The 25,721-nt window shown below is 69.6% G+C and carries 24 protein-coding genes; 8 read left to right on the top strand and 16 right to left on the bottom strand.

Annotated elements, in window-relative coordinates; all coding sequences use genetic code 11:
* Window positions 1–20: 20 nt before the first annotated feature.
* Window positions 21–1,253 (top strand): MFS transporter, encoded by a 1,233-nt coding sequence (locus B0I29_RS12010; RefSeq protein ID WP_111648990.1) that lies wholly within the window; start codon window positions 21–23, stop codon window positions 1,251–1,253.
* Here the strand turns inward: B0I29_RS12010 and B0I29_RS45195 are convergent.
* Window positions 1,250–1,657: a hypothetical protein gene (locus B0I29_RS45195; protein WP_146616771.1), complete on the bottom strand. Its 408-nt coding sequence runs from the start codon at window positions 1,655–1,657 to the stop codon at window positions 1,250–1,252. The genes B0I29_RS12010 and B0I29_RS45195 overlap by 4 nt on opposite strands.
* Window positions 1,658–2,015: 358 nt before the next feature.
* Here B0I29_RS45195 and argS point away from each other — a divergent pair, with 358 nt between their 5' ends.
* Window positions 2,016–3,662 (top strand): arginine--tRNA ligase, encoded by a 1,647-nt coding sequence (gene argS / locus B0I29_RS12005; protein WP_111648989.1) that lies wholly within the window; start codon window positions 2,016–2,018, stop codon window positions 3,660–3,662.
* Between the two features lie 59 nt (window positions 3,663–3,721).
* Window positions 3,722–5,512, top strand: coding sequence for a bifunctional metallophosphatase/5'-nucleotidase (locus B0I29_RS12000; RefSeq protein ID WP_111648988.1), 1,791 nt, complete (start codon window positions 3,722–3,724; stop codon window positions 5,510–5,512).
* A gap of 33 nt (window positions 5,513–5,545) precedes the next feature.
* Here the strand turns inward: B0I29_RS12000 and B0I29_RS11995 are convergent, their stop codons facing one another.
* The 3 genes from B0I29_RS11995 to B0I29_RS11985 all read right to left on the bottom strand — a co-directional run bounded on the left by B0I29_RS11995 (window position 5,546) and on the right by B0I29_RS11985 (window position 8,376).
* A complete protein-coding gene (locus B0I29_RS11995) occupies window positions 5,546–6,145 on the bottom strand; it encodes a hypothetical protein (RefSeq protein ID WP_111648987.1) in 600 nt (199 codons plus the stop codon).
* A gap of 72 nt (window positions 6,146–6,217) precedes the next feature.
* Window positions 6,218–7,639 (bottom strand): serine/threonine-protein kinase, encoded by a 1,422-nt coding sequence (locus B0I29_RS11990; RefSeq protein ID WP_111648986.1) that lies wholly within the window; start codon window positions 7,637–7,639, stop codon window positions 6,218–6,220.
* A 302-nt stretch (window positions 7,640–7,941) separates the two neighbouring features.
* Window positions 7,942–8,376, bottom strand: coding sequence for a hypothetical protein (locus B0I29_RS11985; protein WP_111648985.1), 435 nt, complete (start codon window positions 8,374–8,376; stop codon window positions 7,942–7,944).
* Between the two features lie 285 nt (window positions 8,377–8,661).
* Between B0I29_RS11985 and B0I29_RS11980 the strand changes: the two genes are divergently transcribed.
* Window positions 8,662–9,012, top strand: a complete 351-nt coding sequence (locus B0I29_RS11980; RefSeq protein ID WP_111648984.1) for an STAS domain-containing protein — start codon at window positions 8,662–8,664, stop codon at window positions 9,010–9,012.
* Window positions 9,013–9,031: 19 nt separating this feature from the next.
* Here B0I29_RS11980 and surE read toward each other — a convergent pair whose 3' ends face one another.
* From surE to B0I29_RS11960, 4 genes are read right to left on the bottom strand one after another with little or no spacing between them, the layout of a single operon-like run.
* On the bottom strand, window positions 9,032–9,898 hold the full coding sequence (gene surE / locus B0I29_RS11975) for a 5'/3'-nucleotidase SurE (RefSeq protein WP_245972455.1): 867 nt from the start codon (window positions 9,896–9,898) through the stop codon (window positions 9,032–9,034).
* Window positions 9,895–10,839 (bottom strand): 1-phosphofructokinase family hexose kinase, encoded by a 945-nt coding sequence (locus B0I29_RS11970; RefSeq protein WP_245972454.1) that lies wholly within the window; start codon window positions 10,837–10,839, stop codon window positions 9,895–9,897. Before B0I29_RS11970 ends, surE begins: the two co-directional genes overlap by 4 nt.
* Window positions 10,840–10,895: 56 nt before the next feature.
* Complete coding sequence (locus B0I29_RS11965; RefSeq protein WP_111648983.1) at window positions 10,896–11,207, bottom strand: hypothetical protein; 312 nt, start codon at window positions 11,205–11,207, stop codon at window positions 10,896–10,898.
* Window positions 11,208–11,249: 42 nt separating this feature from the next.
* Window positions 11,250–12,167: a cation diffusion facilitator family transporter gene (locus B0I29_RS11960; RefSeq protein WP_111648982.1), complete on the bottom strand. Its 918-nt coding sequence runs from the start codon at window positions 12,165–12,167 to the stop codon at window positions 11,250–11,252.
* 132 nt (window positions 12,168–12,299) lie between these two features.
* On the opposite strand from B0I29_RS11960, the gene B0I29_RS11955 reads away from it, so the two are divergent.
* Window positions 12,300–13,241, top strand: a complete 942-nt coding sequence (locus B0I29_RS11955) for an SMP-30/gluconolactonase/LRE family protein (protein WP_111648981.1) — start codon at window positions 12,300–12,302, stop codon at window positions 13,239–13,241.
* A gap of 3 nt (window positions 13,242–13,244) precedes the next feature.
* Here B0I29_RS11955 and B0I29_RS11950 read toward each other — a convergent pair whose 3' ends face one another.
* Complete coding sequence (locus B0I29_RS11950; RefSeq protein WP_111648980.1) at window positions 13,245–15,365, bottom strand: HelD family protein; 2,121 nt, start codon at window positions 15,363–15,365, stop codon at window positions 13,245–13,247.
* Window positions 15,366–15,592: 227 nt separating this feature from the next.
* The gene (locus B0I29_RS11945; protein ID WP_111649171.1) at window positions 15,593–16,549 is read right to left on the bottom strand and encodes an alpha/beta fold hydrolase; all 957 of its coding nucleotides are present in this window, start codon (window positions 16,547–16,549) and stop codon (window positions 15,593–15,595) included.
* Between the two features lie 170 nt (window positions 16,550–16,719).
* On the opposite strand from B0I29_RS11945, the gene B0I29_RS11940 reads away from it, so the two are divergent.
* Window positions 16,720–17,328, top strand: a complete 609-nt coding sequence (locus B0I29_RS11940) for a carbonic anhydrase (protein ID WP_111649170.1) — start codon at window positions 16,720–16,722, stop codon at window positions 17,326–17,328.
* Window positions 17,329–17,422: 94 nt separating this feature from the next.
* On the opposite strand, the gene B0I29_RS11935 is transcribed toward B0I29_RS11940, so the two are convergent.
* A complete protein-coding gene (locus tag B0I29_RS11935; protein WP_111648979.1) occupies window positions 17,423–17,749 on the bottom strand; it encodes a hypothetical protein in 327 nt (108 codons plus the stop codon).
* Between the two features lie 245 nt (window positions 17,750–17,994).
* On the opposite strand from B0I29_RS11935, the gene B0I29_RS11930 reads away from it, so the two are divergent.
* Entirely contained in the window at window positions 17,995–18,486 is a 492-nt protein-coding gene (locus B0I29_RS11930) for a DUF3145 domain-containing protein (protein ID WP_111648978.1), read from the top strand.
* 82 nt (window positions 18,487–18,568) lie between these two features.
* Window positions 18,569–20,314, top strand: coding sequence for a glycoside hydrolase family 3 protein (locus tag B0I29_RS11925; RefSeq protein ID WP_111648977.1), 1,746 nt, complete (start codon window positions 18,569–18,571; stop codon window positions 20,312–20,314).
* Window positions 20,315–20,383: 69 nt separating this feature from the next.
* Here B0I29_RS11925 and fabF read toward each other — a convergent pair whose 3' ends face one another.
* The 5 genes from fabF to B0I29_RS11900 form a co-directional block, all read right to left on the bottom strand.
* Entirely contained in the window at window positions 20,384–21,610 is a 1,227-nt protein-coding gene (gene fabF, locus B0I29_RS11920) for a beta-ketoacyl-ACP synthase II (protein WP_111648976.1), read from the bottom strand.
* Between the two features lies 1 nt (window position 21,611).
* Complete coding sequence (locus tag B0I29_RS11915) at window positions 21,612–21,854, bottom strand: acyl carrier protein (RefSeq protein WP_014441425.1); 243 nt, start codon at window positions 21,852–21,854, stop codon at window positions 21,612–21,614.
* Window positions 21,855–21,901: 47 nt separating this feature from the next.
* Complete coding sequence (locus tag B0I29_RS11910; RefSeq protein WP_111648975.1) at window positions 21,902–22,852, bottom strand: beta-ketoacyl-ACP synthase III; 951 nt, start codon at window positions 22,850–22,852, stop codon at window positions 21,902–21,904.
* Window positions 22,849–23,787, bottom strand: coding sequence for an ACP S-malonyltransferase (locus B0I29_RS11905; RefSeq protein ID WP_111648974.1), 939 nt, complete (start codon window positions 23,785–23,787; stop codon window positions 22,849–22,851). The genes B0I29_RS11910 and B0I29_RS11905 overlap by 4 nt, the downstream gene beginning before the upstream one ends.
* 198 nt (window positions 23,788–23,985) lie before the next feature.
* Window positions 23,986–25,167, bottom strand: a complete 1,182-nt coding sequence (locus tag B0I29_RS11900; protein ID WP_111648973.1) for a PucR family transcriptional regulator — start codon at window positions 25,165–25,167, stop codon at window positions 23,986–23,988.
* Between the last annotated feature and the right edge of the window lie 554 nt (window positions 25,168–25,721).

Below are 25,721 nucleotides of genomic sequence, written 5' to 3'. Positions count from 1 at the left end.
GCACGTAGGGTGCACCCCTTGTGAGCACGCTGATCCAGACCCTCCTGCCCGCACGGCTCGGCACCGGTTTCCGCTGGCTGCTCGCATCCTCCTGGACGACCAACCTGGGCGACGGCATCGCGGTCGCCGCCGGCCCGCTGCTGGTGGCGTCACTCACCCGTGACCCGTTCCTGATCTCCCTGGCCGCCCTGCTGACCTGGGCGCCACCCCTGATCTGCGGTCTCTTCGCCGGCGTCCTGTCCGACCGCCACGACCGCCGCCGGATCATCCTGCTGGCCAACGCGGTCCGCCTTCTCGTTCTGGCCGCGATGGTCGCCCTCCTGGCGACCGACCACCTGACAGTGCAGGGCGCCCTGATCGGTTTCGGCCTCATCGCCACAGCCGAGGTCTTCGCCGACAACACCACCGGCACGCTGACCCCGATGCTGGTCCACCGCGACGACCTGAGCCTCGCCAACGCCCGCCTGCAGACCGGCTTCATCACCCTGAACCAGCTTGCCGGCCCACCGATCGGCGCAGCGGTCTTCGCGGCCGGCCGAGCCTGGCCCCTGGTAGCCGAGGCCGTTCTGGTGATAGCCGGCATGTTCCTGGTAGCCCGGGTGGTCCTGCCCCCGCACGGCCGCGCTCCCTCCGATCCGGGCTCGGCCAGCGTGTGGCGCGACATCGCCGAGGGTTTCCGCTGGGTGCTGCACCACCCGCCGGTGCGTACCCTCTGCCTGACGATCTTGATCTTCAACCTGACGTTCGGCGCGGCCTGGTCGGTCCTGGTCCTCTATGCCAGCGTTCAACTCGGCCTGGGCGCGATCGGCTTCGGTCTGATCACGACAGTCTCAGCGGTGGGCGGAATCCTCGGCACCGGCCTGTACGGCTGGCTGACCGCCCGCATCAGCCTGGGCAACCTGATGCGAATCGGCCTGACGATCGAAACCCTGGTGCACCTGGCCCTGGCCGCGACAACCTCACCGTGGGTGGCGATGCCGGTCTTCTTCATCTTCGGCGCCCACGCCTTCGTCTGGGGCACCACCTCCACAACGGTCCGCCAGCGAGCAGTCCCCTCCCACCTGCAGGGCCGGGTAGGCAGCGTGAACACCATCTGCGTCTACGGCGGCCTGGTGATCGGCTCCGCGTTCGGCGGCACGATAGCCACCCATTACGGCATCGCAGCCCCGTTCTGGGTCGCCTTCGCAGGCTCAGCCCTCTTCCTGATCCTCCTATGGCCCCAAATGACCCGAATAGCCCACACCCCCCACTAACCAGCCCACCCCACGGAGCCGAGCGCCGCCGCGCCGAGTGCCGCCGCGCCGAGTGCCGCCGCGCCGAGTGCCGCCGCGTCGAGTGCCGCCGCGCCGAGTGCCGCCGCGCCGAGTGCCGCCGCGCCGAGTGCCGCCGCGCCGAGTGCCGCCGCGCCGAGTGCCGCCGCGCCGAGTGCCGCCGCGCCGAGTGCCGCCGCGCCGAGTGCCGCCGCGCCGAGTGCCGCCGCGCCGAGTGCCGCCGCGCCGAGCCCCGCGCCGCCGCGCCGAGCCCCGCGCCGCCGCGCCGAGCCCCGCCCCGCCCCGCGCCGCCCCGGACCGTCTGTCCCTGTGTGGCCTGCTCGGTTCCGGATCTTGTGAGGCTGAGCCGCCCGACTAACCCGAAAGTCACAAGATCCGCCAACCACCCCGGATCTTGAGCGAATTTGCACCCTGAGTTTCGCCGTTCTGTGGGCCGGTAGCGGGGGCTCTGGCGAGGTGGCGTTCGAATCTTGTGTGGTTGTGGTTGCCCGGGCGGCCCAAGCTCACAAGATCGGTGGGCGCCCGGAGCGGGGCGGGGCCGAGATGGGGGTGGGCGGAAAAGAGGGGCGACGGGGTCGGGGGTGTGGTTATAGTTCGGCGCATGTGCTGCTTTGGTGTGCGACGCCGGCTTCTTCCTGGCCGCCGCTGAAGTTTGCCTTTTTGCCGGCGGGTCGTTGCCCGCCGGTGCTGGAGAGCGCTTGGGCGCCGCGTCGACCCGTCTCGTTTCTCGTGATGGGGTCGATTGTGAATCTTGAACAACTTCTGCACGACCGGCTTGCGCCTGCTTTCGAAGCGGTCGCCGGCGCCCCTGCCGACCCCGCCGTCAGGGCCTCGCCGCATGCGGATTTTCAGTCGGGGGCGGCTCTCGGGCTTGCGCGTACCCTCGGGAAGCCGCCGCGGGAGATCGCAGCTGAAGTAGCGGGGAAGGCCGACCTCGGCGGCCTCGCCGAGGTCACCGTCTCCGGGCCTGGGTTTCTCAATCTGACCGTTTCTGATGATCTGATCGTGGCGTCGCTGGACGCGCTCGCCGGCGACGACAGGCTCGGTGTCGCGCAAACCAAGACGCCGCGGCGGATCGTTGTCGACTACTCCGGGCCGAACGTCGCCAAGGAGATGCACGTCGGGCACCTGCGGTCCACGATCATCGGGGATGCGCTGGCCCGGATCCTCGACTGGCAGGGGCACGAGGTGGTGCGGGTCAATCATCTCGGCGACTGGGGCACGCCGTTCGGGATGCTGATCGAGCATCTGATCTCCACAGAGGGCGTGGACGGGGACCATTCGCTCGGTGACTTGACCGATTTTTATCGTGCTGCGCGGGCCGAGTTCGACGCTGACGAGGGCTTCCGGACCCGGGCGCGGCTGCGGGTGGTGGCGCTGCAGTCCGGCGATCCGGACACCCGGGAGTTGTGGCGGCGGCTGGTTCAGCGGTCCGAGGAGGCATTTCTGGCCGTCTATGACCGGCTTGATGTCACGCTCGGGCCCGAGGACTTCGCGGGGGAGAGCCGCTATCAGGACGATCTTGCCGGGGTGGTGGCCGAGCTGAGCGCGAAGGGCCTGCTGGTCGAGAGCGACGGCGCGCTTTGCGCGTTTCCTGCCGGTTTCACCGGCAAGGACGGCGCGCCGGTTCCGCTCATAGTGCGCAAGGGCGACGGCGGTTTTGGTTACGCCGCGACGGACCTCGCGGCTCTCCACCATCGGGTACGCGACCTCGGCGCCGACGAGCTGCTGTACGTCGTCGGAGCACCGCAGCGGACCCACTTCCAGATGGTCTTCGCCGTGGCCCGGGCGGCCGGATGGTTGCCAGAATCGGTCAGCGCCGAGCACATCGGGTTCGGCTCGGTGCTCGGCGCCGACGGCAAGATGCTCAAGACGCGGGCGGGGGAGACGCTGCGGCTCGCCGACCTGCTGGACGAGGCGGTCGACCGGGCGTCGGCGCCGGAGATCGGGCTCGCCGCGATCAAGTACGCCGACCTGTCCGGCGATCGGCGGGGTGATTACGTCTTCGACATCGACAGGATGCTGGCGACCAGCGGGAACACCGGACCGTACCTGCAATACGCGTACGCACGGATCTGCTCTTTGACGGTGAAAGCCGGCGGCGAGCCGGGGAGGGTGATGATCACGCAGCCGGCGGAGCGTGCTCTTGGTCTTGCTCTGCTCGGGCTGGAGCCGGCGGTGCGCGGTGCGGCTCAGGCGCGGGAGCCGCATCGGCTGGCCGGTTATCTGCATGAGCTCGCAGCGGCGTTTTCGGTCTTCTACGAGAAGTGTCCGGTGTTGCGGTCGGAGGGTGCGGTGCGGGCGAGCCGGCTTGCGCTGGCCGGGCACACCGCGCGGACGCTCCATCGTGGAATGTTTCTGTTGGGTATCCCGGCGTTGGAGCAGATTTGATCTCCATGCAACGTGTCACCGATCGACCGATGACCCTATCGGCCGTTAGGGTCCGGGGAATGACCCCTCTCTCCGGCATATCGCGCCGTAGTGTGCTCGCCGCCTCCGCGGCGTCCGTCGCCGCGCCGCTCGTCGTCTCGGAAGCGGCACAGGCCGGTGGCCACAAGCCTCCCGCGTCGACGACCTACCGGCTCACCGTGCTCGGCACCTCGGACACGCACGGTAACGTCTACAACTGGGATTACTACAAGGACGCGGAGTACGACGACAGCGCGAAGAACGACATCGGCGTCGCCAAGCTGGCCGCGCTGGTGAACAAGCTGCGTAAGGAAGCGACCGGCCCGGTGCTGGTCCTCGACGCGGGCGACACGATTCAGGGCACGCCGCTGGCGACCTACTACGCCAAGCAGGAGCCGATCACCTCGACCGGTGAGAAGCACCCGATGGCCCGTGCCATGAACGTTCTGCACTACGACGCCGTCACGCTTGGCAACCACGAGTTCAACTACGGCCTGCCGCTGCTGAACCTCTGGATCCGCCAGCTCGGCTTCCCGGCCCTCGCCGCGAACGCGATCAGCGTGAAGACGGGTAAGCCGGCGTTCACCCCGTACATCATCAAGAAGGTCTCGCTCGGCAAGCACGCGCCGACGCTGCGCGTCGGCATCCTGGGTCTCACCAACCCGGGTTCGGCGATCTGGGACAAGGCGAACGTCGAAGGCAAGATCGAGTTCACCGACATGATCGCCTCGGCGGCCAAGTGGGTGCCGATCATGCGGGCCCGCGGCGCCGACATCGTGCTGATCTCCGCGCACGGTGGCGACAGCGGCACGTCGAGTTACGGCACCGAGCTGCCCAACGAGAACCCGACCGCGCTGATCGCCGAGCAGGTGCCCGGCATCGACGCGATCCTTTTCGGTCACGCGCACCGCGAGGTGCCGCAGCGGTTCGTCACCAACCTGAAGACCGGCAAGCAGGTGCTGCTCTCCGAGCCGTCGAAGTGGGGCCAGCGCCTCACCAAGATGGACTTCGACATCGTCCGGGACAAGGGCGACTGGAAGATCACGACCAGCGCCGCGGTCATGCTCAACACCAACACGGTCGAGGCCGACCCGAAGGTGCTCGCGGTCGTCAAGAAGCAGCACGAGAAGACCGTGGCGTACGTGAACCAGCCGGTCGCGAACTCCACCGAGACGCTCTCCGCGGAGACCTCCCGGTACGAGGACACCCCGATCCTCGACTACATCAACAAGGTGCAGACCGACACCGTCACGGCGGCGCTGGCCGGCACCGCGTACGCGTCGCTGCCGGTCCTCTCGATCGCCGCGCCGTTCAGCCGTACCGCGGTGTTCCCGCAGGGCGAAGTCAAGATCAAGGACGTCGCGGGGCTCTACATCTACGACAACACCCTGGAAGCGGTCGTGCTGACCGGCGCCGAGGTGAAGGCGTACCTGGAGTACTCGGCGAAGTACTTCGTGACGCTCGCGGCGGACGCCCCGGTCAACACGGAGACGATCAGCGACCCGGCGGTGCCGGACTACAACTACGACGTCTTCTCCGGCGTCGATTACGACATCGACATCAGCAAGCCGGTCGGCAGCCGGATCACCCGCCTGCAGATCGCCGGCGTGGACGTCGCGGCGGACGCCCAGTTCGTGGTGGCGGTCAACAACTACCGGCGCTCCGGCGGCGGCAGCTTCCCCGGCATCGTGAAGACCCAGGTCTACAACGCGCAGCAGGAGATCCGCCAGCTCCTGATCGACTGGGCGCAGGCCAAGGGCGCCATCAACCCGGCCGACTTCTACGTCAAGAACTGGCAGCTCGTCCGCGCGGGCGTGCCGATCACGTTCTGATCCCATGGGGCCCGGGTGACCGGGCCCCATGGCTCAGTCGTTGATCTCCCAGTTGCTGTTGAGGTCGGCGTCCACGAAGAGCGACGTGGTCTCACCGTCGGCGACAAGCGTGAACGTGCAGACATAGGTACGCAGGCCGTCGGAGCCGCGGTCGCCCTCGGGCGTGCACTGCGGGTTCGAGACGGTCGCGCCGACCGACTTCGCGATCCGGCCGTCGTCGAGGATGGTGTCCTCCAGGGCCGTGGTCAGCGACTTCTCCTCGAAGTGGTCATAGACCGGCAGGGCCACGCTGTACGTCAGCGCCGACCAGAACGCCGTAGCGATCACCAGCGTGGTGCCGAACGCGATCCAGTACGGTGCGCGTTCCCGGCCGTACCTGCGGGCCCGGCCGGCGCGCCGCATCGCCGGGACGACGCCGAGGACGCTGAAGAAGAACGTCCAGCCCACCACCGGCCGCCAGGACGGCGCCGGCGGCCGGGCCGAGCCGTGCACCTCACCGGGGAACCGGACCAGCAGCTGACCGTGCTTGTTCTCCGGTGAGCCGTACGGGGGAACGACGCCTCCGAACGGCTGCGCGACCTGCTCGTGCTGGACCTGTTCCGGCGTGACCGCCCACGGTGGAGCTTCTGTCATGTGAGGACCTTCCGGGTAGCGGCACGGTTGCAACCGTCTCGCTCATCGGCGCGGGCCCTCACGAGTTGAGGATTACGGTGCGGTGCCCCCGCCGGCGCCGGCCGTCGTGGTGGTCGCGACCGGCGGCTCCGGTTCCTCGGTCTCGGTGGGCGCCGTCGTGGTCGGCTGGGTCGCCGGCGTCGTGGTCGCCGGCGTCGTCGTGGCCGGGGTGGTCGGCTCGGTCGTCGCCGGGGTCGTCTCGCTCGGCTCCGGAGAGGCGGACGACAGCGACGGAGACGGGCTCGCCGACGCACTGCGCGACCGCTTCACCGGCCGGCGGCTGGTGACCTCGGTCGACGGCTCGGCCTCCTCGCTCGCCTCCGTCGGGAACTCCTCCACCACCTGCTCGTTCTGCTGGGTGGGTGAGGTGGTCGGCTGCTTGTCGCCGGTCGGGTTGAGCAGGAAGACCACGCCGAGGGTGCCGGCGATCGCGAAGAGCGCGAGGATCGCGAACATCAGCCCGCGCTGGGCGAGCGGCTGCGACGACCGGGCCGCCGTGTACGGCACCGGGGGCGGGCCCACCGGGGCCTGCGGCGGGAAGTTGCGGGGACGCGGCACCGCGCGGGTCGGCGCGGCCGGGCTGAGCGGGGCGACCATGGCCGTACCGGTCAGACGTTTCCAGTCCATCGGCCCGGCGGCGGCGAAGGCGGCCTCAGCGAACTCGGCGGCACTCTGGAACCGGTCCGACGGCTGTTTCGCCATCGCCTTGGCGATCAGGTGACGCACCTCGACCGGCACGTGGTCGGGCAGCGGCGGCGGCTCGTCCTCCAGGTGACGCAGCGCGACCTGGAGCGCGTTCTCCCCGTCGAACGGGGGCCGTCCGGCGATGCAGTGGTACGCCACGGCGCCTAGCGCGTACACATCGGTGGCTGGTGTGAGGTCGCCCTTGGCGACCTGCTCGGGCGCCATGTAGAGCGCCGTGCCGACGATCGCGTTGAGGCCGGTGACGCTGGTCAGCGCGGCCGACCGGGCGACGCCGAAGTCGATCAGGATGACCGCGCCGGTCGGTTTCACGATCAGGTTGCCGGGCTTGATGTCGCGGTGCACGATGCCGGCCTGGTGCGCGGCGTGCAGCGCGTCGGCGGCCTGCGCCACGATCGAGAGGGTCTCGGTGACCGGGATCGGTCCCTCTTTCACCCGGCTGGACAGCGGCTCGCCCTCGACGAAGGCCATCACCAGATAGGCGACCTTCTCCTGGCCGCCGAAGTCGCCGTCGCTCGCGTAGTCGTAGACCTCGACGACGCCGGGGTGCCGGAACGTCGCCATCATCCGGGCCTCGCCGTAGAAGCGAGTGGCGAACTCCGGATCCTCGAGCATCGCGGTGCGCAGCACCTTCACGGCGACCGTGCGTCCGAGGACTACATCGGTGCCGCGCCAGACGTCACCCATCCCGCCGGTCGCGATGCGATCGTCCAACCGGTACCGGTTGTCCAGGAGATCTCCGGCACTGAGCACCAGTGGGACCTTATCTGTATCGGGCGGCCCGTGAGGGTGCCGCGGAGGGAAGCCGAATGCCGCTCAAGAGTACAGATCACCGCCACTGCGCGGGAGGTCAGCGACGGCGGCCTCCGACCGGCCGCGGAGTCCTCAATGAGCTGTTTGAGCCTGGGTTCCCGGGTGTCCGCGCGCTCAGCGTTCACCACCGGAGCGCATCGAGGCTCTCCGGTACGACGATGAATGTGCTCGAAAGCACTCCGGCCGGCCGCCAGATCGGCGACCAGCCGGCACTTCCGCTCATACGGTACGGCCTGAAAGCCTCAGCGCTCGTCGTACGTAGGGGTGACGACGATGGCGGTTTCGGCGAGCTCGAGCTCCTCGTTCTCCGCCTGACGCTCCTGTGCGGCCCGTGCGGTGCTGGCCGCGGCCCAGCCGGCAGCCAGGCCGACCAGCCCGATCGCGGCGATCAAGCCCCACGGACGGGACGGTTTGCGCCCGGCCAGCGCGTTCGCCGCCGCGTTCGCCCGGCCCCATGCCTCGTCTGTGACAGAGCTCACTCTGCCGCCGGCCTGGTTCGCCAGCGTCGAGCTCTTCTGGCTGGCACGTTTAGCCAGCTTGCGGCTCTTGTTGCCGGCCTTGCCGGCGAGGTCGGTCGCTGCGCCGGCGCCCTCACTGGCCGCCGTCATGGCCGAGGTGAGGTACTCCCAAGCCTGATCCGCGGTCCGTTCGGCCCGGTTTTTCCTGCTCCACGACATCACTACCTCCTGCGATGGCCTTTCAAGGCCAGCATGCCCCGGAACGGAGCTCGACAAACGTCCGGTATGGACGGCATCACGGTTCGAAAACGATTTGACGGGCCGCAGTACTGTTGACCTCGTTCACACGGGCCACTCAGGCGACTGACAGGTTCAGGGCCTAACCTTTCGGTCGGATTCACCGAACCTTCCGGGGGTAGTCCTGCCGGTCTTCTCAACTGGCCTGGCTGACCCACGAACAGAGGAACAACGCCTGGACCAGCCGGGCGGGTGGAGGGAAGAGGCGTGACGCTGTCGATAACGACGTCGACGCTGGCCGACGGGGCCATTGAAATCTCGCCGCGAGGCGAGATCGATGTCGAGAACGCGTACGAGATCCGCGAGGCGGTGGGTGCGCAGCTCTCTGACGCCAGCCCCGGCCGGATCGAGCTCAACATGCAACAGGTGACTTTTATCGACTCTGTGGGGATCAGCGCTCTTGTGGCCGCTTTCCAGCTCGCCGGGGTCAGCGGAGTCAAACTCATCGTCACGCAGCCGAGCCGTTTCGCGCACAGACAGCTGTGGGTGACCGGTCTGCTCGGCCTCTTCGGCAATCCCCAGCCGCACGAGGACGCGGTGACAACCGCCGGCGCGTGACGAAACCAACACAGACCTGTTAGAACCCCGGGCTCTGCACCCGGACCGCTTCGACATTGATCCGAATGTCGGTGTCCTCGTGCGGGGCCCGGATCGGGGTGACCACGGCGAAGTTCTCAGCGAGGGCTGCCAGGTCGCTACCGGCCTCCAGCTCCTCCTCGGCGGCCTGCACGGCCGTCCGGACGAACCCTTCGCCGGCTTCGGCGATGCTCATCTGCACCTGACCGAAACGGGCCAGGTGCGCCTGACGGAGCCCGCGGATGCCGTCCAGGTGCAGGTCCGGCACATTCAGGTTGAAAACCGTCCCGGGCGGCGTGTGCAGCAGCGCCGGGAGGATCCGAACCGCCACCGCGGCGCCACTGGCCCAGTGATGCAACTCGTCGTCGATCGTGTCGAGCGCGGCGATCGCGGCCCCTCCGCTGGACGCTGACGCGGCCGCCGGGGTGAGCACGTCCAGCGACACGGCGAGGCCGCGCAGGCCGGCGTGCGAGGCGGTGAGCGTCGCGCCGACGGTGCCGGAGTGCACCACCGCGGCGCCGGCGTTGGCGCCCCGGTTGATCCCGGAGACCACCAGGTCCGGCACCGGGCCGAACGCCTCACGCAGCGCCAGCAGCACGATGTACGCGGGCGAGGCCGCCACTCCGTACGCCGGGATGTGTTTCGCGCCGTGCAGCTCTCGCGGCTCCGACACGATCTTGCCTTCGTGCACCACCGCGGTCATCGCGGCGCTGCTGCCGCTGGATTCGCTCAACGGGGCGGCCACCACCACGTCGTAACCCTCGTGGGCGACGGCACGGGCCAGCCAGCGGATGCCGGGCGCCTCGATGCCGTCGTCGTTGGTGATCAGGATTCTCATCGGGGGCTGATTGCCCGAGATCGAACTCATGATGCCTTCTTGATCGGAGTCAGGACGACTCGTTCGGTGAGGACTCGTACGGCGTCGACGTGCCCGGTGCCGAGGCCGTGCCGGGTGACGTTGAGCGCACCGGCGGCGGCGCCGGTCCGGACCGCCTCCTCCATCGGGCCGCCGTGCGCGAGAACGGCCGCGACACCGGCCGTCATCGAGTCGCCGGCGCCGCGGTGCTCGGCCGAGATCAGCCGGGGGAGCGCGACGCTGTAGATCTCGCCGTCGATCAGGGCCAGAGCGCCCTCGTCGGACCGGGAGATCAGGACCGTCTCAGCGCCTCGCTCGTGCAGGTGGGCGAGCGCCTTGGTGAGGGACTCCGTCGACCCGTCCGGCACGGTCCCGTCCGCGATCAGTTCCTCGTGGCTGATCTTCAGAACCGAGACGCCGGCGTCCAGGACCGCGGCCAGGTGGTTGCTGCATAGATCGACGATCACCCGGCAGCCGTTGGCCCGCAGGTCGGCAGCGAGCCGGCCGTAGACCTCCGGCTTGATCACCGAGGGGTGTGCCGGGCCGCTCAGGATTGCGATCCCGGCCCGCAGGCCCTCGGCGAGCGTCAGGTTGTAGAGCTCGTCGAGCTCGTGCCTCGACAGCGGGTTCCCGGGCCGTTCAGCGATCTCCTGGCGGGTGCCGCCGCGGCGATCGTGCACGTACCACCCGCTGCCGTGCTCGCGCATGACCAGCCGCAGCGTGACGCCGGGCAGGTCGGAGAGCAGGGGACTGAGCACGCGGCCGACCTCGCCCCCGGCGGCCGCGCACAGCGTCACGTGCGCACCCAGCGACGTGATCATCCGGGTCTGCCAGATGCCCTGGCCCCCCGGGTGGACGTGCAACTCAGGCTCGTCGTGGTGTTGTTCGATGGTCACCGTCAGCTGGGGCGCCGGTGCGAAGACCATGACCCGGCCGTCACTCATGTCTCGCATTGTTATCTTTTTGCGCATCCGCCGTGGCTGATCGCAAAAAGAACAAGTGCCCCGCTTTACGACTCGAACCCCTTTGAGGTCAGGTCGCGGACCTGATCGGTGAGCTCGGGCTGGGCCCGCAGCAGCTCCTCGAGGCGGATGCGCCACTTGCCGGCCTCCAGGTCGGTGGCGGATCTGTCGCCCCCGGTGCGGGCGGCCTCGGCAACCAGGTAGTCGTGGGTGGCGAGCAGGGCCTCGAAGATCTCAGGGCCGAGCCGGTGGTAGGCGGCGGAGGCGAACTCGTGGTGGGACGGCCCGGACGCGGCCTGGACGAAGGCCCGCGCGGCGTCCCAGATCACACGTGGCTGGTGGATGACGTGCGTCGACATGGCTCGATCATCGCGCGCCGGGTGTGATGATCGCCATACCTGTCACCAGCCAGTCGGCGTGCAGTGCCGGCTCGCCCCGGCCGGTTCCACCTGCAGGGTGGCGTGGTCGATCGCGAAGTCCTCGTGCAGGGCCTCGCGGGCCACCGAGAGCACCGCGCCGAGCTCGGCCGCCGGGTCGAGGCGAAGATGTGCGGAGGCGACGTCCATGCCCGAGGTGAGAGTCCAGACGTGCAGGTCGTGGACGTCGCAGACACCGGGGACCGAGGCCAGCCGGTCGCGGACCGCGGAGATGTCCAGGTGCTCGGGCGCGGCCTGGACCAGGATGCGGATCGCCGAGCGGCCCAGCGCGAACGTCCGCGGCAGGATCATCAGGGCCACGATCACGGCGACGATCGGGTCCGCGTACGCCCAGCCGGTGAACCAGATGACCAGAGCGGCCACGATGACGCCGACCGAGCCGAGCAGGTCGCCGAGCACCTCGATGTACGCCCCGCGTACCCCGATGTTCTCCTTGGCGCCGGAGCGCAGCAGCGCGAAGGCGACCAGGTTGGCGAGCAGGCCGCCGACCGCGACCAGCAGCATCCACCCGGCCGGGACGTGCGGCGGGTCGGTGAACCGGCGCACGGCCTGGACCACCACGAAGCCGGCGACCACGGTGAGCAGCGCGGCGTTGGCGAGCGCGGCGAGCACTTCGAGGCGGTAGAGCCCGAAGGTGCGGCGCGAGTCGCCGCCGCCGGCCCGGCCGGCAGCGGTGATGGCGGCGAGCGTCATGGCGATCGCCAGAACATCGGTGAACATGTGACCGGCGTCGGAGAGAAGAGCCAGTGAACCGGTGAACCCGGCTGCGACCGCCTCGACGATCATGACGGCGGTCAGCAGGCCCGCTGCCCACCAGAGTGGCTTGCGGTGCTTGGCCCCTCCGAGCTGGGCGGCGGTGCCGTGGTCGTGGCCGGCTCCCATGTCTTCTACCTTCCGTCGTCCAGCGGGCCGTCGCCAATGTATGCGGACATTGCTATATGTGCAATCGGTTGTGTGGATGACCATCGCGGGTTGGAATCACCTATGACCCGTCCGCAACGGAAAGGAAGTTTTGTGCTTCGCCGTACCTTTGCGAACGCTCTTCTCGGCACCGCCCTCGCGGTGACGGTAACCGCCGCGCCAGCGCAGGCGGCTCAGTCCAGGGCTTTGACAAGCCCGTTACCCAGCACAATCACCCTGCCGAGCGGTTTCCAGCCCGAAGGCATTGCCATCGGGAAGAAGCCGTACGCCTACTTCGGCTCCCGGGTCGACGGTGGCATCTACCGCGTCGATCTGCGTACCGGAGCCGGCCGGACCTTCAGTGAGGGTCCCGGAACCGCGTCACTCGGCCTCAAGATCGACGACAACCGGCTTTTCGTGGCCGGTGGCGCGGGGGGAAATGCCCGTGTTCTCGATCTGCGCACCGGCGAGGTCCTGAAGTCGTATCAGCTTCAGCCGGTGGGCACGACGGCCTTCATCAACGACGTGATCGTCACCGATGACGCGGCCTGGTTCACCGACTCGCGCAACGCGGTGCTGTTCAAGCTGCCGTTCGGCCGGCACGGCAAGCTGCCGGCGCAGGCCGTCGCGGTGCCGATCACCGGCGACTTCGTCCAGGGCGAGGGCAACAACGCCAACGGCATCACCACCACGCCCGACGGCCGTGCGCTGATCGTCGTGCAGTCCAACACCGGCTCGCTGTTCCGGGTCTCGTACTCCGGGGTGGCCACGAAGGTCGACCTCGGCGCCACCGAGACGCTGGTCAACGGCGACGGGCTCTGGCTGCGCGGCAAGACGCTGTACGCCGTGCAGAACCGGCTCAACGTGATCGCCAAGGTCGAGCTGAACCGCAAGGGCACCGCCGGGACCGTGGTGTCCCGGACCGGTGACCCGAGCTTCGACGTGCCGACCACGATCGCGGAGTTCGGCAAGCGGTTCTACCTGCCGAACGCGCGATTCACCACACCGGCGGAGCCGACGACCACGTACAACGCGGTCGCCGTCCCCATCCCATAATTCCTAGAGCCAGCCGGGGTTCGTGCCCACCGTGGTCAGCCGTTGCGTCGCACGTGACAGCGCCACGTACAGGGTGCGGATCCCGGCCGGGTCGCTGGCGATCTGCGCCGGCTCGACCAGGACCACGGCGTCGTACTCCATGCCCTTGGCCTCCAGCGCGGTCACCACCTGCACCCGCTCCGGCAGACCGGCCACCCAGCCGGCCACCTCGCCCTGGCGCGGCACCGGCATGATCACGCCGATCGTGCCGTCCACCTCGGTGAGCTGCTTCTCGGTCAGCTCACGAACCACCCCGGGCAGCCCGTCGACAGTGGTCACCAGGTCGGCCGGGTCGACGCCGGTGCTGCGCACCGCCGACGGCAGCGGCAGGTCCGGCATGATCTTGCGGATGACCTGAGCGGCCACCGCGAAGATCTCCGAGGAGTTTCGATAGTTGGTGGTCAGCGAGTAACTGTTGCGCTTGCGGGACCCCAGCGCGCGATCGCGCGCACGGTCCAGCTCATCCGCGTCACCCGACCATGCGGTCTGTGCCGGGTCACCCACAACCGTCCAGGATGCGTACGCGCCCCGGCGCCCGACCATCCGCCATTGCATCGGTGACACGTCCTGGGACTCGTCCACCACGATGTGCGCGTAGTCCCGGTAGTCGTCCTCACGCTGCAGGTGCTGCGTGCGGGCGGCCGCCTGGCGGTCCGCGAACGTGCTGACCTCCTGGACGCCGTCACGCACGTGGAACGGGTTCTTCGACTTCTTGGCCGGCTTGCGTGGGCGGCCCATCAGCTCGTCCAGCTCGTCCAGCAGCGCCACGTCGGCGATCGTCGGCCCCTCGGTGGCGAGCGCGTCGAACGAGCCCTGGAGGGTGGCGATTTCGTCGCGGGAGAGGATGCCGTTCGCGTACGAACGGAGGCGTTCGCGGTCGGCCATCCAGAGCAGCACCCGCATCGGGGTGAACCTCGGCCACCAGGCCTTGAGGAACTCCCGGAATTCGGTGCGGTCGGCCAGCTCGGCCTCGAACTCCTTTTTCTCCGGCAGGCCGGTGCCCTTGTGGTCGCGGAACTGTGCCCAGAGCGCGTCGAAGATCCGGTCGAAGCCGTGGCTGCGTACCTCGTTGCGCCGGGCGCCGCGCTGGAGCGCCGCACGGCGGATCTTTTCGAGCGCTGCGGCGTCCAGCCGCAGCAGCGTGCCCCGGTAGAGCAGGCGCAGCTCGGTGGGACCGCCCGGCACCGCGTCGTGCGAGGCACGTTCCAGCACCCGCCGCATGCGCAGCGAGCCCTTGATCGAGGCCACCTCGCCGGAGTCGACCCGGATGGCGTCGTAACCGGGCACCAGCGAACCCAGCGAGCGCAGGGTCGCGGTCTCCTCACCGAGCGAGGGGAGCACTGTCGCGATGTACTCCACGAAGACCCCGGACGGGCCGACCACCAGGACGCCGCCGCCGGCGAACCGGCTGCGGTCGGAATAGAGCAGGTACGCCGCGCGGTGCAGCGCCACCGCCGTCTTGCCGGTGCCCGGGCCGCCGGTGACGATCGTCACGCCGCCGGCGGGGGAGCGGATCGCCTCGTCCTGCTCGCGCTGGATGGTGGCGACGATGTCGCGCATGCCCCGGCCGGTCGCTTTCGCGAGGCTGGCCAGCAGGGCGCCGTCGCCGACCACCCGCATGTCGTCCGGCGCGGAGTCGGGATCGAGCAGGTCGTCCTCGATCCCGGTGACCCGCTCGCGGCTGGACTGGATCATCCGCCGGCGGATCACGCCGAGTGGATCGGCCGGAGTGGCCTGGTAGAACGCCGCGGCGGCCGGCGCACGCCAGTCCACCACCAGCGGTTTCGATTCGTTGTCGCGGATTCCCATCCGGCCGACGTAATGGGTGGCCTCGGTCTTGAGGTCGAGCCGGCCGAAGACCAGGCCCTCGTGCTCGGTGTCCAGGGCGTGCCGGCGGCGAGCCGCGTGGAAGACCATCGCGTCACGCTCGACCAGGGCGCCGAAGGTGCCCACCCCGGCCAGGCTGTAGCCCTCTTTTTCGGCTCGGGAGGCATCCCGGCGCAGCTCGGTGAGCCGGGCGTAGACCCGGTCCACGTGCTGCTGTTCGACCGCGATCTCCTGTTGCAGGACGGTGGCGTCGCTCAAGTCCGCTGTCTTCCTCTCATGCCCACCACACCACTCAGCGCGACGGGGGGCGAAAAACCTCTGCGCACCACCAGCGCTTGCGCGAAGGGGGCAATCGAACTTACTCCTGTCCGGCTGGCCGCGTCGAACCGCACTGCTCCGCACTACCCTCCGCCGGGGCCTCGAATCTCTCAGGATCGCCGCCGGGGCACCGCCGGACAGGCGTTTCAGCTGAAACGGGAAACGACTTAAGCGGCCTCGCGGCAGCGGGTAACGGTCTCGCGGACGGCGCGTCGTTCTCGTTTCGCCGACCGGGCGACCCGCCGGACGATGGTTACCAGCGCCGACGAGACCTGCTCCGGCCGCTCCAGCGGCAGCATGTGCCCGGCGCCTTCGAGGATCTCCAGCCGGGCGCCGGGCAGCGCCTGAGCGATCGACTCGGCGCAAGCGGTCGGGGTGAGCCGGTCCCGGTCGCCGACCAGGACGGTGGCCGGCACGTCGGCGATGGTGGCGAGGGTGTCCAGGCGCTGCTGCGCGCCGACCGACGCGCGGAAGCCGCCGATCGAGCGCAGTGAGGCCCGGCCGATGCCGCCGAGGGCGACCTTGAGCGCGGCGTCCGCGCAGTCCTCGCCGAAGAGCAGCCACTGGACCGCCGGGCGCAGGGCGGGCAGCACCATGCGGTGCGGTGACCAGGCGCCGGAGCGGGCGAGCAGGCCGGCGCCGAACGTCTCGCCGGCGCGCAGCAGGGCGGCCACCCGGGCCGGCAGGCCGTACCGGGTGTGCGTGTGTCCCTCGGCGGTCGTGGAGACCAGGAGCAGGCCGGCCACCCGGGCGGTGAACTCCTCGGGGTGGCGGTGCGCGTACTCCATGATCGTCATGCCGCCCATCGAGTGGCCGGCGAGGACCACCGGGCCGGTCGGCGCGAACTGGCGCAGGACCTCGGCCAGGTCGTCGCCGAGCTGGGCCAGGGTCGCCCCGCCGAGACCGGTGTGCCCGGACCGCCCATGCCCCCGGGTGTCGTACGCGATCACCCGCGGCGCCTTGCGGCCCATGCCGCCGAGGGCGGCGACCTGGTCATGCCAGATCCGCCGGTCCAGGCACCAGCCGTGGAGCAGCACGACGGTCACCGGAGCGTCAGCCGGGCCGGAAACGGTCACGTGCAGGCGTACGCCGTCGGCGAGAGTGATCTCTGAACGCGTCTGCATGGGCACCTCCGTGAGAGTCACGGTCCCCGTTGTACCCACGGGTAATAATCATCACTCCCGATCACGTGTATTACCAGCATGTTTCGTCAAGGCTTTTGGTCAGATCCGGTCGGACAGTGAGTTACCTCGCAATCACTTTCCCGCCGGACTTCAGCAGCGAAAATCTCTTCATGGCTGTTACCCGAGAAGCGCAGGTCATCACGCCCGCTGAAGCGCTCAGCAGGCTCGTGACGGGCAACAAGCGGTTCGTCTACGGAAATCCCCGTTACGGCCACGACGTGACCCAGGCGGCCGCCACCGCGGGCGGCCAGCAGCCGCACTCGGTGGTCCTCGGCTGCATCGACTCGCGGGTTCCGCTCGAGGCGATCTTCGACCAGCCGTTCGGCTCGATCTGCGTGGCACGTTCCGGTGCGCACGTGCTGGACCGGTCGCTGATCGGCTCGGTCGGCTTCGCGGTCGCCGAACTCGGCGTCTCGCTGGTGGTCGTGGTCGGGCACCAGCGCTGCGGCGCCGTGAACGCCACGGTGAAGGCCTTGCGCGCCGGCACGGTCTCCGAGGGTGAGATCGGCTATCTGGTCGACCAGTTGGCCCCTGCGGTACGCGAGGTGGGCATCGACGACCCGGACGCCGCCGAGAAAGCGATCCGCGCCCACGTGATCCGGACCACGGACCGGTTGCACAAGGTGGAGAGCCTGGCCGCGGCCATGGCGGCCGGGCGGATCAACGTGGTCGGCGCCATCTATGACCTGGACAGCGGGTGGGTAGAATTTCTTTCTTGATTTCTCGGCGGCTCAGCCTGTCCTGATCTTCATGAAGTGCAAAAAGGCGCCTCCCGGCACAAACCGGGAGGCGCCTTTCTTGTCAGAGGCGTTCTCAGCCCTCGAACACGCCGGCGTCGGCGAGACGCTTCTCGGTCGCGTCCCAGCCGTCCTGCGGGCTGGCGCTGTGCAGCGAGTTGATCTCGGCGCGGATCTTGGCGCCGTGGCCGGCCGCGGCCAGCACCCGGATCTCCTCGACGAAAGCGTCGGAGTCGGTCCTGAGGTGCGTGGTCTTGCCGTTGGTCAGGTTGCGCACGTACGCGAAGCGGCCGGTGCCGAGCGGGATGAGGTACTTGTACTCACCGAGCACGCTGAGCGCGCCGGACGTGCTCTGTCCGGCGCGGACTGATGCGCGGGCGGTCTTTGAGGTGTTGCTCGCCACGGCGGCACTCCTTGAAGGAAAGCTGAGAAAGTAGAAAAAGGGCCGTGGCAACTCTACACGACAGCCCTTGGACCGTGCCGTCGGAGCAGGTACGGGCGTTGCACTGGGTACGCCACTACGGCAGGTCCCATAGTCGATGTTGCGGATTCTCTGGCGCACCATCCGTACCACCCGGCATCATGGGACACGATCAACCGCGGTCGAGGTCGTAGGGGAAGACGCACCTCGGTCTCCGGGAGGTCACCGTGCCAACGTGTGGCGTCGTATACGTCCACTCGACCCCACTCGCCGTGTGCCAGCATGTCGAGTGGGCGATCGCGCGCGTCCTGACCGCGCCGGTCAATTTGCAATGGACCGTGCAACCGGTCGATCCCAGCATGCGCCGAGCTGAGTGCAGCTGGACCGGCCGGGCTGGTACTGGCGCCGAGCTGGCTGCTGCCCTCCGGCAGTGGCCCATGATCCGTTTCGAGGTCACCGAGGAACCCAGCGAGGGCCTCGATGGCGAGCGGTTCATGCACGTCCCCGGGCGTGGCCTCTTCCATGGGGTCATGGGCGCTTCGGGTGACATCCAGATCGGCGAGGACCGGCTGCGCTCCATCATGACCTCGGTCCGGGCGCCCGAGGCGCTGGCGCACGCCCTGGACAAGGCGCTGGGCACCGCATGGGATGCGGAGCTCGAGCCGTACCGGTACGCCGGCGACGGCGCGCCGGTCACCCTGCTCACCAGGGTCGGCTGACGTGCGATCCGGCTGATCGGGCGAAAACCGCGACTGGTGGTTCTCGGGGATAAAGTGGCGACGGTCGCCGTGAACTGGTTCGATGGCGTGCGTGAAAAACCTGCTCCGCGTCGCTTTGGCCGTACCTTTGCTGCTTTTGTCCGGAGCATGCGGTAACGATGAGCCGGCGCCGTCGGCAACCACCGCGACGACGCCTCCGGCGTCGCCGTCCCTCGTGCCTGAGGCTTCGGCCAGCGCCGGTCTGGTGATCAACGCTGACCCGGCGGCGCGCGCGGCCGAGGTGGTGACCAGGCTCAGCGACGAGGACCTGGCCGGCCAGGTGCTGATGCCGTACGCCTACGGCAGTTACGCCACCACCGTCGACAAGGGCGCCTCCGCCGGCAACCAGCAACTCGCCGGGGTGAACACGCCGGCCGAGATGATCGAGAAATACAAGCTCGGTGGTCTCATCCTGGTCGGCTTCACACCGGACGACCCGACCGGCGACACCAACCCGACCACGAACGTGGAGAACCCGAAACAGGTCCGCGAGCTGACCCGGGGCCTGCAGCAGGCGGCTCTCAAGCTGCCCGCCACCGCGCCGCTGATGATCGGCACCGACCAGGAGTACGGCGTGGTCACCCGGATCACCGAGGGCGTCACGATGCTTCCGTCGGCGCTGGCCGTCGGTGCCGCCCGGCAGCCCAGTCTCACTGAGGTGGCCTGGCGGGCGGCCGGCGAGGAGCTGGCCGCGATGGGCATCACCGTCGACTTCGCCCCGGTCGCCGACACGCTCGCGACCCGGGGTGGTGGCCTGATCGGCTCGCGCTCGTTCGGCTCCGACGCCAAGGCGAACGCCACGCAGGTCACCGCGGCCGTCCGGGGCCTGCAGGGCGCCGGCGTCACGGCCGCCCTCAAGCACTTCCCGGGCCACGGGCACACCAGCGGGGACAGCCACGACGAGCTCCCGGTGATCAAGCAGAGCCGCAAGGACTGGGAGGCGCAGGACCTGCCGCCGTTCCAGTCGGGCATCGAGGCCGGCGCGGGCCTGGTGATGTCCGGTCACCTGGATCTCCAGGCGATCGACAAGGGCAACGCCGCCACGTTCTCCCACAAGATCATGACCGACGTGCTGCGGAAGCAGCTCAAGTTCACCGGGGTCGCGATCAGCGACGCGATGAACATGGCCCCGGCGAAGAAGTGGCCGGCCGGCGAGGCCGCGGTCCGCGCGCTCAACGCGGGCAACGACATGCTGCTCATGCCGCCGGATATCGGTGGTGCCCGGGACGGCATCGTGGCCGGGCTCAAGAGCGGCAGCCTCAAGCGGGAACGCCTGGTCGAGGCGGTCACCCGGATTCTCACTCTCAAGTTCCGTACCGAGATCAGGAACCAGCCGGACCTCGACGTCATCGGTTCGCCGGCGCATGCCCGGTCGGTCGGCGCCCTGGACGCCGCCGCCGTCACGGTCTTCCGGGGCAAGTGCTCCGGGCCGCTGGCCGAGGGACCGGTCACGGTCACCGCGCCCGCCTCGCGCGAGGTCGCCCGGGTCGCCATGGTCCGGGCCCTTCAGGAGGCCGGTGTGAACGTCCAGGCCGACAACGGGGCGAAAATCCGCCTGGTCGGTTTCGGAGATTCCCAGGTCGATCTGGACGACTCGGCGGCGATCACGGTGGCGATGGACAGCCCGTCGCTGCTGGGACTGTCCCGGTCGCCGACGCTGGTCGCCACGTACTCGTCGAGCAAGCTCTCGCTGGCCGCCCTGGCCGCGGTCATCGCCGGCAAGGCCAAGGCGCCGGGCAAGTCGCCGATCGAGGTTGCCGGGCTGAAGCGGAGCGCCTGCGTCAAGTGATCCGTTGAACGACACGACGGTGCCGTGCCCGCCTCGTTCGGCGGACACGGCACCGTCGTGTCATTGCGATCAGGCGCGGGCGAAGACCAACGCCACGTTGTGGCCGCCGAAGCCGAACGAGTTGTTCATCGCCGCGGTCATCTCGAGCGGCCGCGCCTTGTGCGCTGCCACGTCGAGGTCGAGACGCTCGTCCGGGTCGTCGAGGTTGATGGTCGGGGGGATCACGGACTCACGCAGGGCGAGGATGGTGGCGATCGACTCGACCGCTCCGGCCGCGCCGAGCAGGTGTCCGCTCATCGACTTGGTCGAGGTGAGGATCGGGTGATCGCCGATGGCGGTCCGGATCCCCTTGATCTCGCTCATGTCGCCGACCGGCGTCGAAGTGGCGTGCGCGTTGACGTGCTGGATGTCCGCACCGGTCAGGCCGGCGTCGGTCAGAGCCATCCGCATCGCACGGATGCCACCGCGGCACTCCGGGTCGGGCTGGACGATGTCGAAACCGTCCGAGGTGATGCCGGCCCCGAGGAGCCGGGCATAGATCTTCGCGCCACGAGCGATCGCGTGATCGGCACGCTCCAGCACGATCGTTCCCGCGCCCTCACCGAGGACGAAGCCGTCCCGGTTCTTGTCCCACGGGCGCGATGCCTTCTCCGGCTCGTCGTTGCGCGTCGACATGGCGCGCATCGAGGCGAAACCGGCGAGCGGCAGCGGGTGCACGACGGCTTCGACGCCACCGGCCACCACCACGTCGACGCGGCCGGCACGGATCAGGTCGAGTCCGAGGGCGACGGCTTCCGCGCCGGTGGCGCACGCGCTGGCCACGGCCCGGACGCCACCCTGGGCGCCGAGCTCGATGCCGACCCAGGCGGCAGGGCCGTTGGGCATCAGCATCGGTACGGTGTGCGGGCTGACCCGGCGCGGACCGGACTGCTCGAGGATGTCGTCCTGTTCCAGCAGCGTGGTGGCGCCGCCGATGCCGCTGCCGATGCTGACCGCGAGGCGTTCCGGGTCCAGGCCCGAACCGGCCAGGCCGGAGTCGGCCCAGGCCTCCTTCGCCGCGATCAGCGCCATCGCCTCGGAACGGTCAAGACGGCGCATCTTGACCCGCTCGATGAGCGTGGCCGGGTCGACCGCGAGTTGTGCGGCGATCCGCACCGGGAGCTGACCCGCCCACTCCTGAGTGAGCGGGCCGACCCCGGAGCGGCCCGCGAGCATTGCGTCCCAGGTGGACGCGACGTCCCCGCCCAGCGGGGTCGTCGCGCCGAGCCCGGTGACGACGACGTCTACGTTGCTCATGTCAGTGGTTCGCCTCGATGTAGGTGACGGCATCGCCGACGGTCTTCAGGTTCTGGACCTCGTTGTCGGGGATCTTGACGCCGAACTTCTCCTCGGCCGCGACGACGACCTCGACCATGGACAGCGAGTCGACATCCAGGTCGTCGGTGAAGGACTTACCCTCGGCGACGTCGTCCGGGTTCACCCCGGCGACCTCCTCGAGGATCTCGGCGAGGCCAGAGGTGATCTCTTCGCGAGTTGCCATTCTCGTTCTTTCTCTCGGTGGGTGGTGAATACGCCGTCAGGTGCTGCTCAAGGGCAGCGGACAACCTGGCCGGCGTAGGTGAGGCCGCCGCCGAAGCCGAAGAGCAGTACGTGGGACCCGGAGGGAACCTCGCGCCGTTCGATCAGCTTCGACAGTGCCAACGGCACACTGGCCGCTGAGGTGTTGCCGGAATGGACCAGATCTTTGGCGACGATCGCGTCCGGGCTCAGTCCGAGCCGCTTCACGATGCCGTCGATGATCCGGGTGTTCGCCTGGTGCGGCACGAAAGCCGCCAGGTCGGAGGGGTCGACGCCGGCGCGGCGGCAGGCCTCGATCGCGAACGGGGCGAGCGCGGTGGTGGCCCAGCGGAAGACCGCCTGGCCCTCCTGCTCGATGTACGGCTGCCAGCCCTCGATCCGCAGAACGTCGCCCTTGTCCGGGGCGGAACCCCAGAGCACCGGGCCGATGCCGATCTCCTCGCCGTCCGGGACCGCGGAGACGACCGCTGCGCCCGCGGCGTCACCGAAGAGCACGGCGGTCGTGCGGTTGGACCAGTCGACGACGTCGGAGAGCTTCTCCGAGCCGATGACCAGAGCGTTGCGGGCGGCGCCGGCACGGATCGCGTGGTCCGCGGTGCCGAGCGCGTACGAGAACCCGGAGCAGGCGGTGTTCAGGTCGTACGCCGCCGGTGCCGCGATGCCGAGCCGGCTCGCGACCCGGGCCGCCACGTTCGGGCAGCGGTCGATCGAGGTGCAGGTCGCGACGGTCACCAGGTCGATGTCGGCGGCGGTGAGGCCGGAGTTCGCCAGTGCCTTCTCGGCCGCGTACGTCGCCATGTCGGCGACCGACTCGTTCTCGGCGATGCGGCGCTCGGCGATGCCGACCCGGTCCCGGATCCACGCGTCGTTGGTGTCCAGGTTCATGGCCAGGTCGTCGTTCGTGACCACGCGCGAGGGCTGGTAGTGCCCCATCGCGACGATGCGGGAACCCGCGGTCATCGTGCTCCTCCTTGGTGTCCGCCGTGGCGGGCGATCAGGTCGCGGGCGGCGTCCAGGTCGTCCGGGGTGTTCAGGGTGACGATCTCGGGCGCGCCCTCGCCCTTGAGCTCGCGCTTGACCAGGCCGGCCAGAGTGCCGGCGGGCGGCAGCTCGATCACGCCGGTGACGCCGAGCTCGCGTAGCGACGCCATGCACAGGTCCCAGCGGACCGGCGCGGTGACCTGACGGACCAGGCGGCGCAGCATTTCGGCGCCGTCCGCGACCGGCTTGCCGTCGAGGTTCGACAGCAGGGTCCGGGCCGGGTCGGTCACGGTGACGCCGGCAGCGACGGCGTCCAGAGCCGCCTCGGCCGGAGCCATGTACGGAGTGTGGAACGCACCCGCCACCGCCAGAGCGATGACCCGGGCCTTGGCCGGCGGGGCGGCCGCGAAGTCGGCGAGGCCGGGCAGCGCCCCAGCGGCGACGATCTGACCGGCGCCGTTGCGGTTCGCCGGGTACAGCCCGTGCTTCTCGATCGCGGCGACGACCTCGTCCGGGTCGCCGCCGAGGACCGCGCTCATGCCGGTGGGCTCGAGGGCGCAGGCGGCTGCCATCTCCCGGCCGCGCACACCGGCGAGGCTGATCGCGGACTCGGGGGAGAGCACGCCGGCCAGCGCGGACGCTCCGAGCTCACCGACGCTGTGGCCGGCGACCAGGTCGACGTCGCCCAGCGGCAGTTGTTCGCCCGCGAGCAGCGCGGCCGCGACGAGCAGAGGCTGGGTACGGGCAGTGTCCTTGATCTCGTCGGCGTCAGCCTTGGTGCCGAGGTGGACCAGGTCCACTCCGGCGAGCGCGGACCACTCGCCGAGGCGGGCCTCGGCGCCGGGTAGGGCGAGCCATGGGATCAGGAAGCCGGGCTTCTGTGAGCCTTGGCCGGGGGAGAGTACGGCGAGCACGTCTTGACTCTTCCGGATCGGGGGAGGTTCGGGGGTTGCTGGGCGCGACGAAACCCTACGACGATGTTTGTAGGAAACCTACAAAGCCGCCGTTGGCTTGGGACACTTTAGCCATATTCGCCACGGAAGCGGAATTTCCCCCCGCGACACGTAATCAGCGGACAATACGACCAACATGAGGTACGAGGCAGGCGTCCCTCAGGTTGCGGGGTCGAGCCTGCCGATTGTCAGCGCGATGCGTAAAGCGAACGCGTCCCGGCCGTCGAACGGCGACAGGGCGGTGACCTCGGCCACCCGGCGCAGGCGGTATCGCACGGTGTTCGGATGCACGTAGAGCTCGCGTGCCGCACTCTCCAGTACCCCGCCGGAGCCGAAGAATGCGTCGAGCGTCTCGATGAGCCCGCTGCCGGCCCGGGTCAGCCCTCCGTAGACCTCGTTGCGCAGCTTGCGCCGGGCGTCCAGGTCGCCGGCGAGCGCGCGTTCCGGCAGCAGATCGTCGGCGGCGACCGGGGATGGCGCGGCCGGCCAGGCGGGCGCCGCCCGGAACCCGTTCAGCGCCGCCCGGGCCGACTCGGTCGCCTGGTCCAGCGACGGTACGGCCGGGCCGACCACGATCGGCCCCTCGCCGAAAGTGCCGGAGAGCGCGGTGGCCGTGGCGACCGGATCGGTGGCTCCGCCCGCCACCACGACCAGGCGGTCGCCGTGTACGCCGCCGATCACTTCGAGCCGGGCCCGGCGGGCGGCCCGATAGACGGCGTGCAGCACCGCGGTGATGTCCCCGCCCGGCGAGCGGCCCACCACGACGGTCACCGGTGGCGCGTCGGTCCACCCCAGGGCGGCGGCCCGGCTGGCGAGCACGTCCGAGGAGTCGCCGCGCAGCAGCGCGTCGACGAGCAGGGCCTGCAGGCGGGCGTCCCACGCGCCCCGGGACTCGGCGGCCCTGGCGTAGACCCGGGCGGCGGAGAACGCGATCTCCCGGGAGAACCGGAGGATCGCCTGGAGCAGCGCGCCGGTCTCGCCCTCCTCGGCGAACCCCGGCACCTCGGCCTCGGCGACGTCGATCGTCACCTTGATCAGTTGCACGGTCTGGGTCAGCGTGATGGCCCGGGCCAGGGCGCGAGGCGCCGCCGCGAAGACCTCGTCGGAGATCTCCTGGGTGCTGGCGGCGACAGTAGCGCCGGAGCTGAGCCACTCCACGAGAGATCGGACGCCGGCCTGTGCGACGAGCATCACCCAGGAACGCTGGTCGGCGGGGAGCGCGCGGAACCACGGCAACGTCTCTTCCATGCGGGCCACGGCGGAAGTCGCGAGCGCCCCGGCATGCCGCTCGATTCGGCGTAATGTGCCGGGCGCTAGCGGGTTGGTGGTGCTGTCTGCCACGTGCCAAGCGTGTCACGGACCGAATGCCGGGTTGGGCTGAGTAGGTTTATGCCGTTTTACGACATTTGACCGGTGTAGCAGTGCGCCCCTTCCGCGATTTCGGTCGGTGACCTGGCATCGTGTCGGACTAGTGCGGTCCGGGCCGGGGGGTTAACACAGGGCGTCGCGGTGCCGATGAAGAGACGGTGCCGAGGAATGCTGGTGTTGGTGTCGAGGACGCGGATCGAGGAGGCGAGATGATGGAACGGGACGAGGCGTTGACGCGTACCGACGGTGATTCCGTCCTCGACGATGTGACGGTGCCCGCACCGGTCGACGAGGAGCCGATCCTGGATCTGGGATCGGGACGGGTTGGTTGCCGTACCGAACTGCGCGGGTGGGCTGGTGCTCATCTGCACGGTGCTGTGCGCCCGAGGCGGCGCGCGGCTGGACGAGGGCGGCCACCCGGCCGCTGGTGCTAGACGCTGGTGATGCGGAAAACCGGGCGGGGAGCTGGGGCCCCGAACGGGTGAGTGCCACACCGGCCCGGGCGAGTTTCGCCCGGGCCGGCCCAT

The sequence above is a fragment of the Actinoplanes lutulentus genome (genome assembly GCF_003259845.1).
GTDB lineage: Bacteria > Actinomycetota > Actinomycetes > Mycobacteriales > Micromonosporaceae > Actinoplanes > Actinoplanes lutulentus.
Note: the sequence above shows the minus strand (reverse complement) of the source record. Positions and strands in the feature narration are given on the sequence as shown.

What these genes read in the sequence shown, in the direction of transcription:
- B0I29_RS12000 (WP_111648988.1), top strand. Translation starts at nt 3,722, where the DNA reads ATGACCCCTCTCTCCGGCATATCGCGCCGTAGTGTGCTCGCCGCCTCC.
- B0I29_RS11995 (WP_111648987.1), bottom strand. Translation starts at nt 6,145, where the DNA reads ATGACAGAAGCTCCACCGTGGGCGGTCACGCCGGAACAGGTCCAGCAC.
- B0I29_RS11985 (WP_111648985.1), bottom strand. Translation starts at nt 8,376, where the DNA reads ATGTCGTGGAGCAGGAAAAACCGGGCCGAACGGACCGCGGATCAGGCT.
- surE (WP_245972455.1), bottom strand. Translation starts at nt 9,898, where the DNA reads ATGAGTTCGATCTCGGGCAATCAGCCCCCGATGAGAATCCTGATCACC.
- B0I29_RS11970 (WP_245972454.1), bottom strand. Translation starts at nt 10,839, where the DNA reads ATGCGAGACATGAGTGACGGCCGGGTCATGGTCTTCGCACCGGCGCCC.
- B0I29_RS11965 (WP_111648983.1), bottom strand. Translation starts at nt 11,207, where the DNA reads ATGTCGACGCACGTCATCCACCAGCCACGTGTGATCTGGGACGCCGCG.
- B0I29_RS11960 (WP_111648982.1), bottom strand. Translation starts at nt 12,167, where the DNA reads ATGGGAGCCGGCCACGACCACGGCACCGCCGCCCAGCTCGGAGGGGCC.
- B0I29_RS11945 (WP_111649171.1), bottom strand. Translation starts at nt 16,549, where the DNA reads ATGCAGACGCGTTCAGAGATCACTCTCGCCGACGGCGTACGCCTGCAC.
- B0I29_RS11940 (WP_111649170.1), top strand. Translation starts at nt 16,720, where the DNA reads ATGGCTGTTACCCGAGAAGCGCAGGTCATCACGCCCGCTGAAGCGCTC.
- B0I29_RS11925 (WP_111648977.1), top strand. Translation starts at nt 18,569, where the DNA reads ATGGCGTGCGTGAAAAACCTGCTCCGCGTCGCTTTGGCCGTACCTTTG.
- fabF (WP_111648976.1), bottom strand. Translation starts at nt 21,610, where the DNA reads ATGAGCAACGTAGACGTCGTCGTCACCGGGCTCGGCGCGACGACCCCG.
- B0I29_RS11915 (WP_014441425.1), bottom strand. Translation starts at nt 21,854, where the DNA reads ATGGCAACTCGCGAAGAGATCACCTCTGGCCTCGCCGAGATCCTCGAG.
- B0I29_RS11910 (WP_111648975.1), bottom strand. Translation starts at nt 22,852, where the DNA reads ATGACCGCGGGTTCCCGCATCGTCGCGATGGGGCACTACCAGCCCTCG.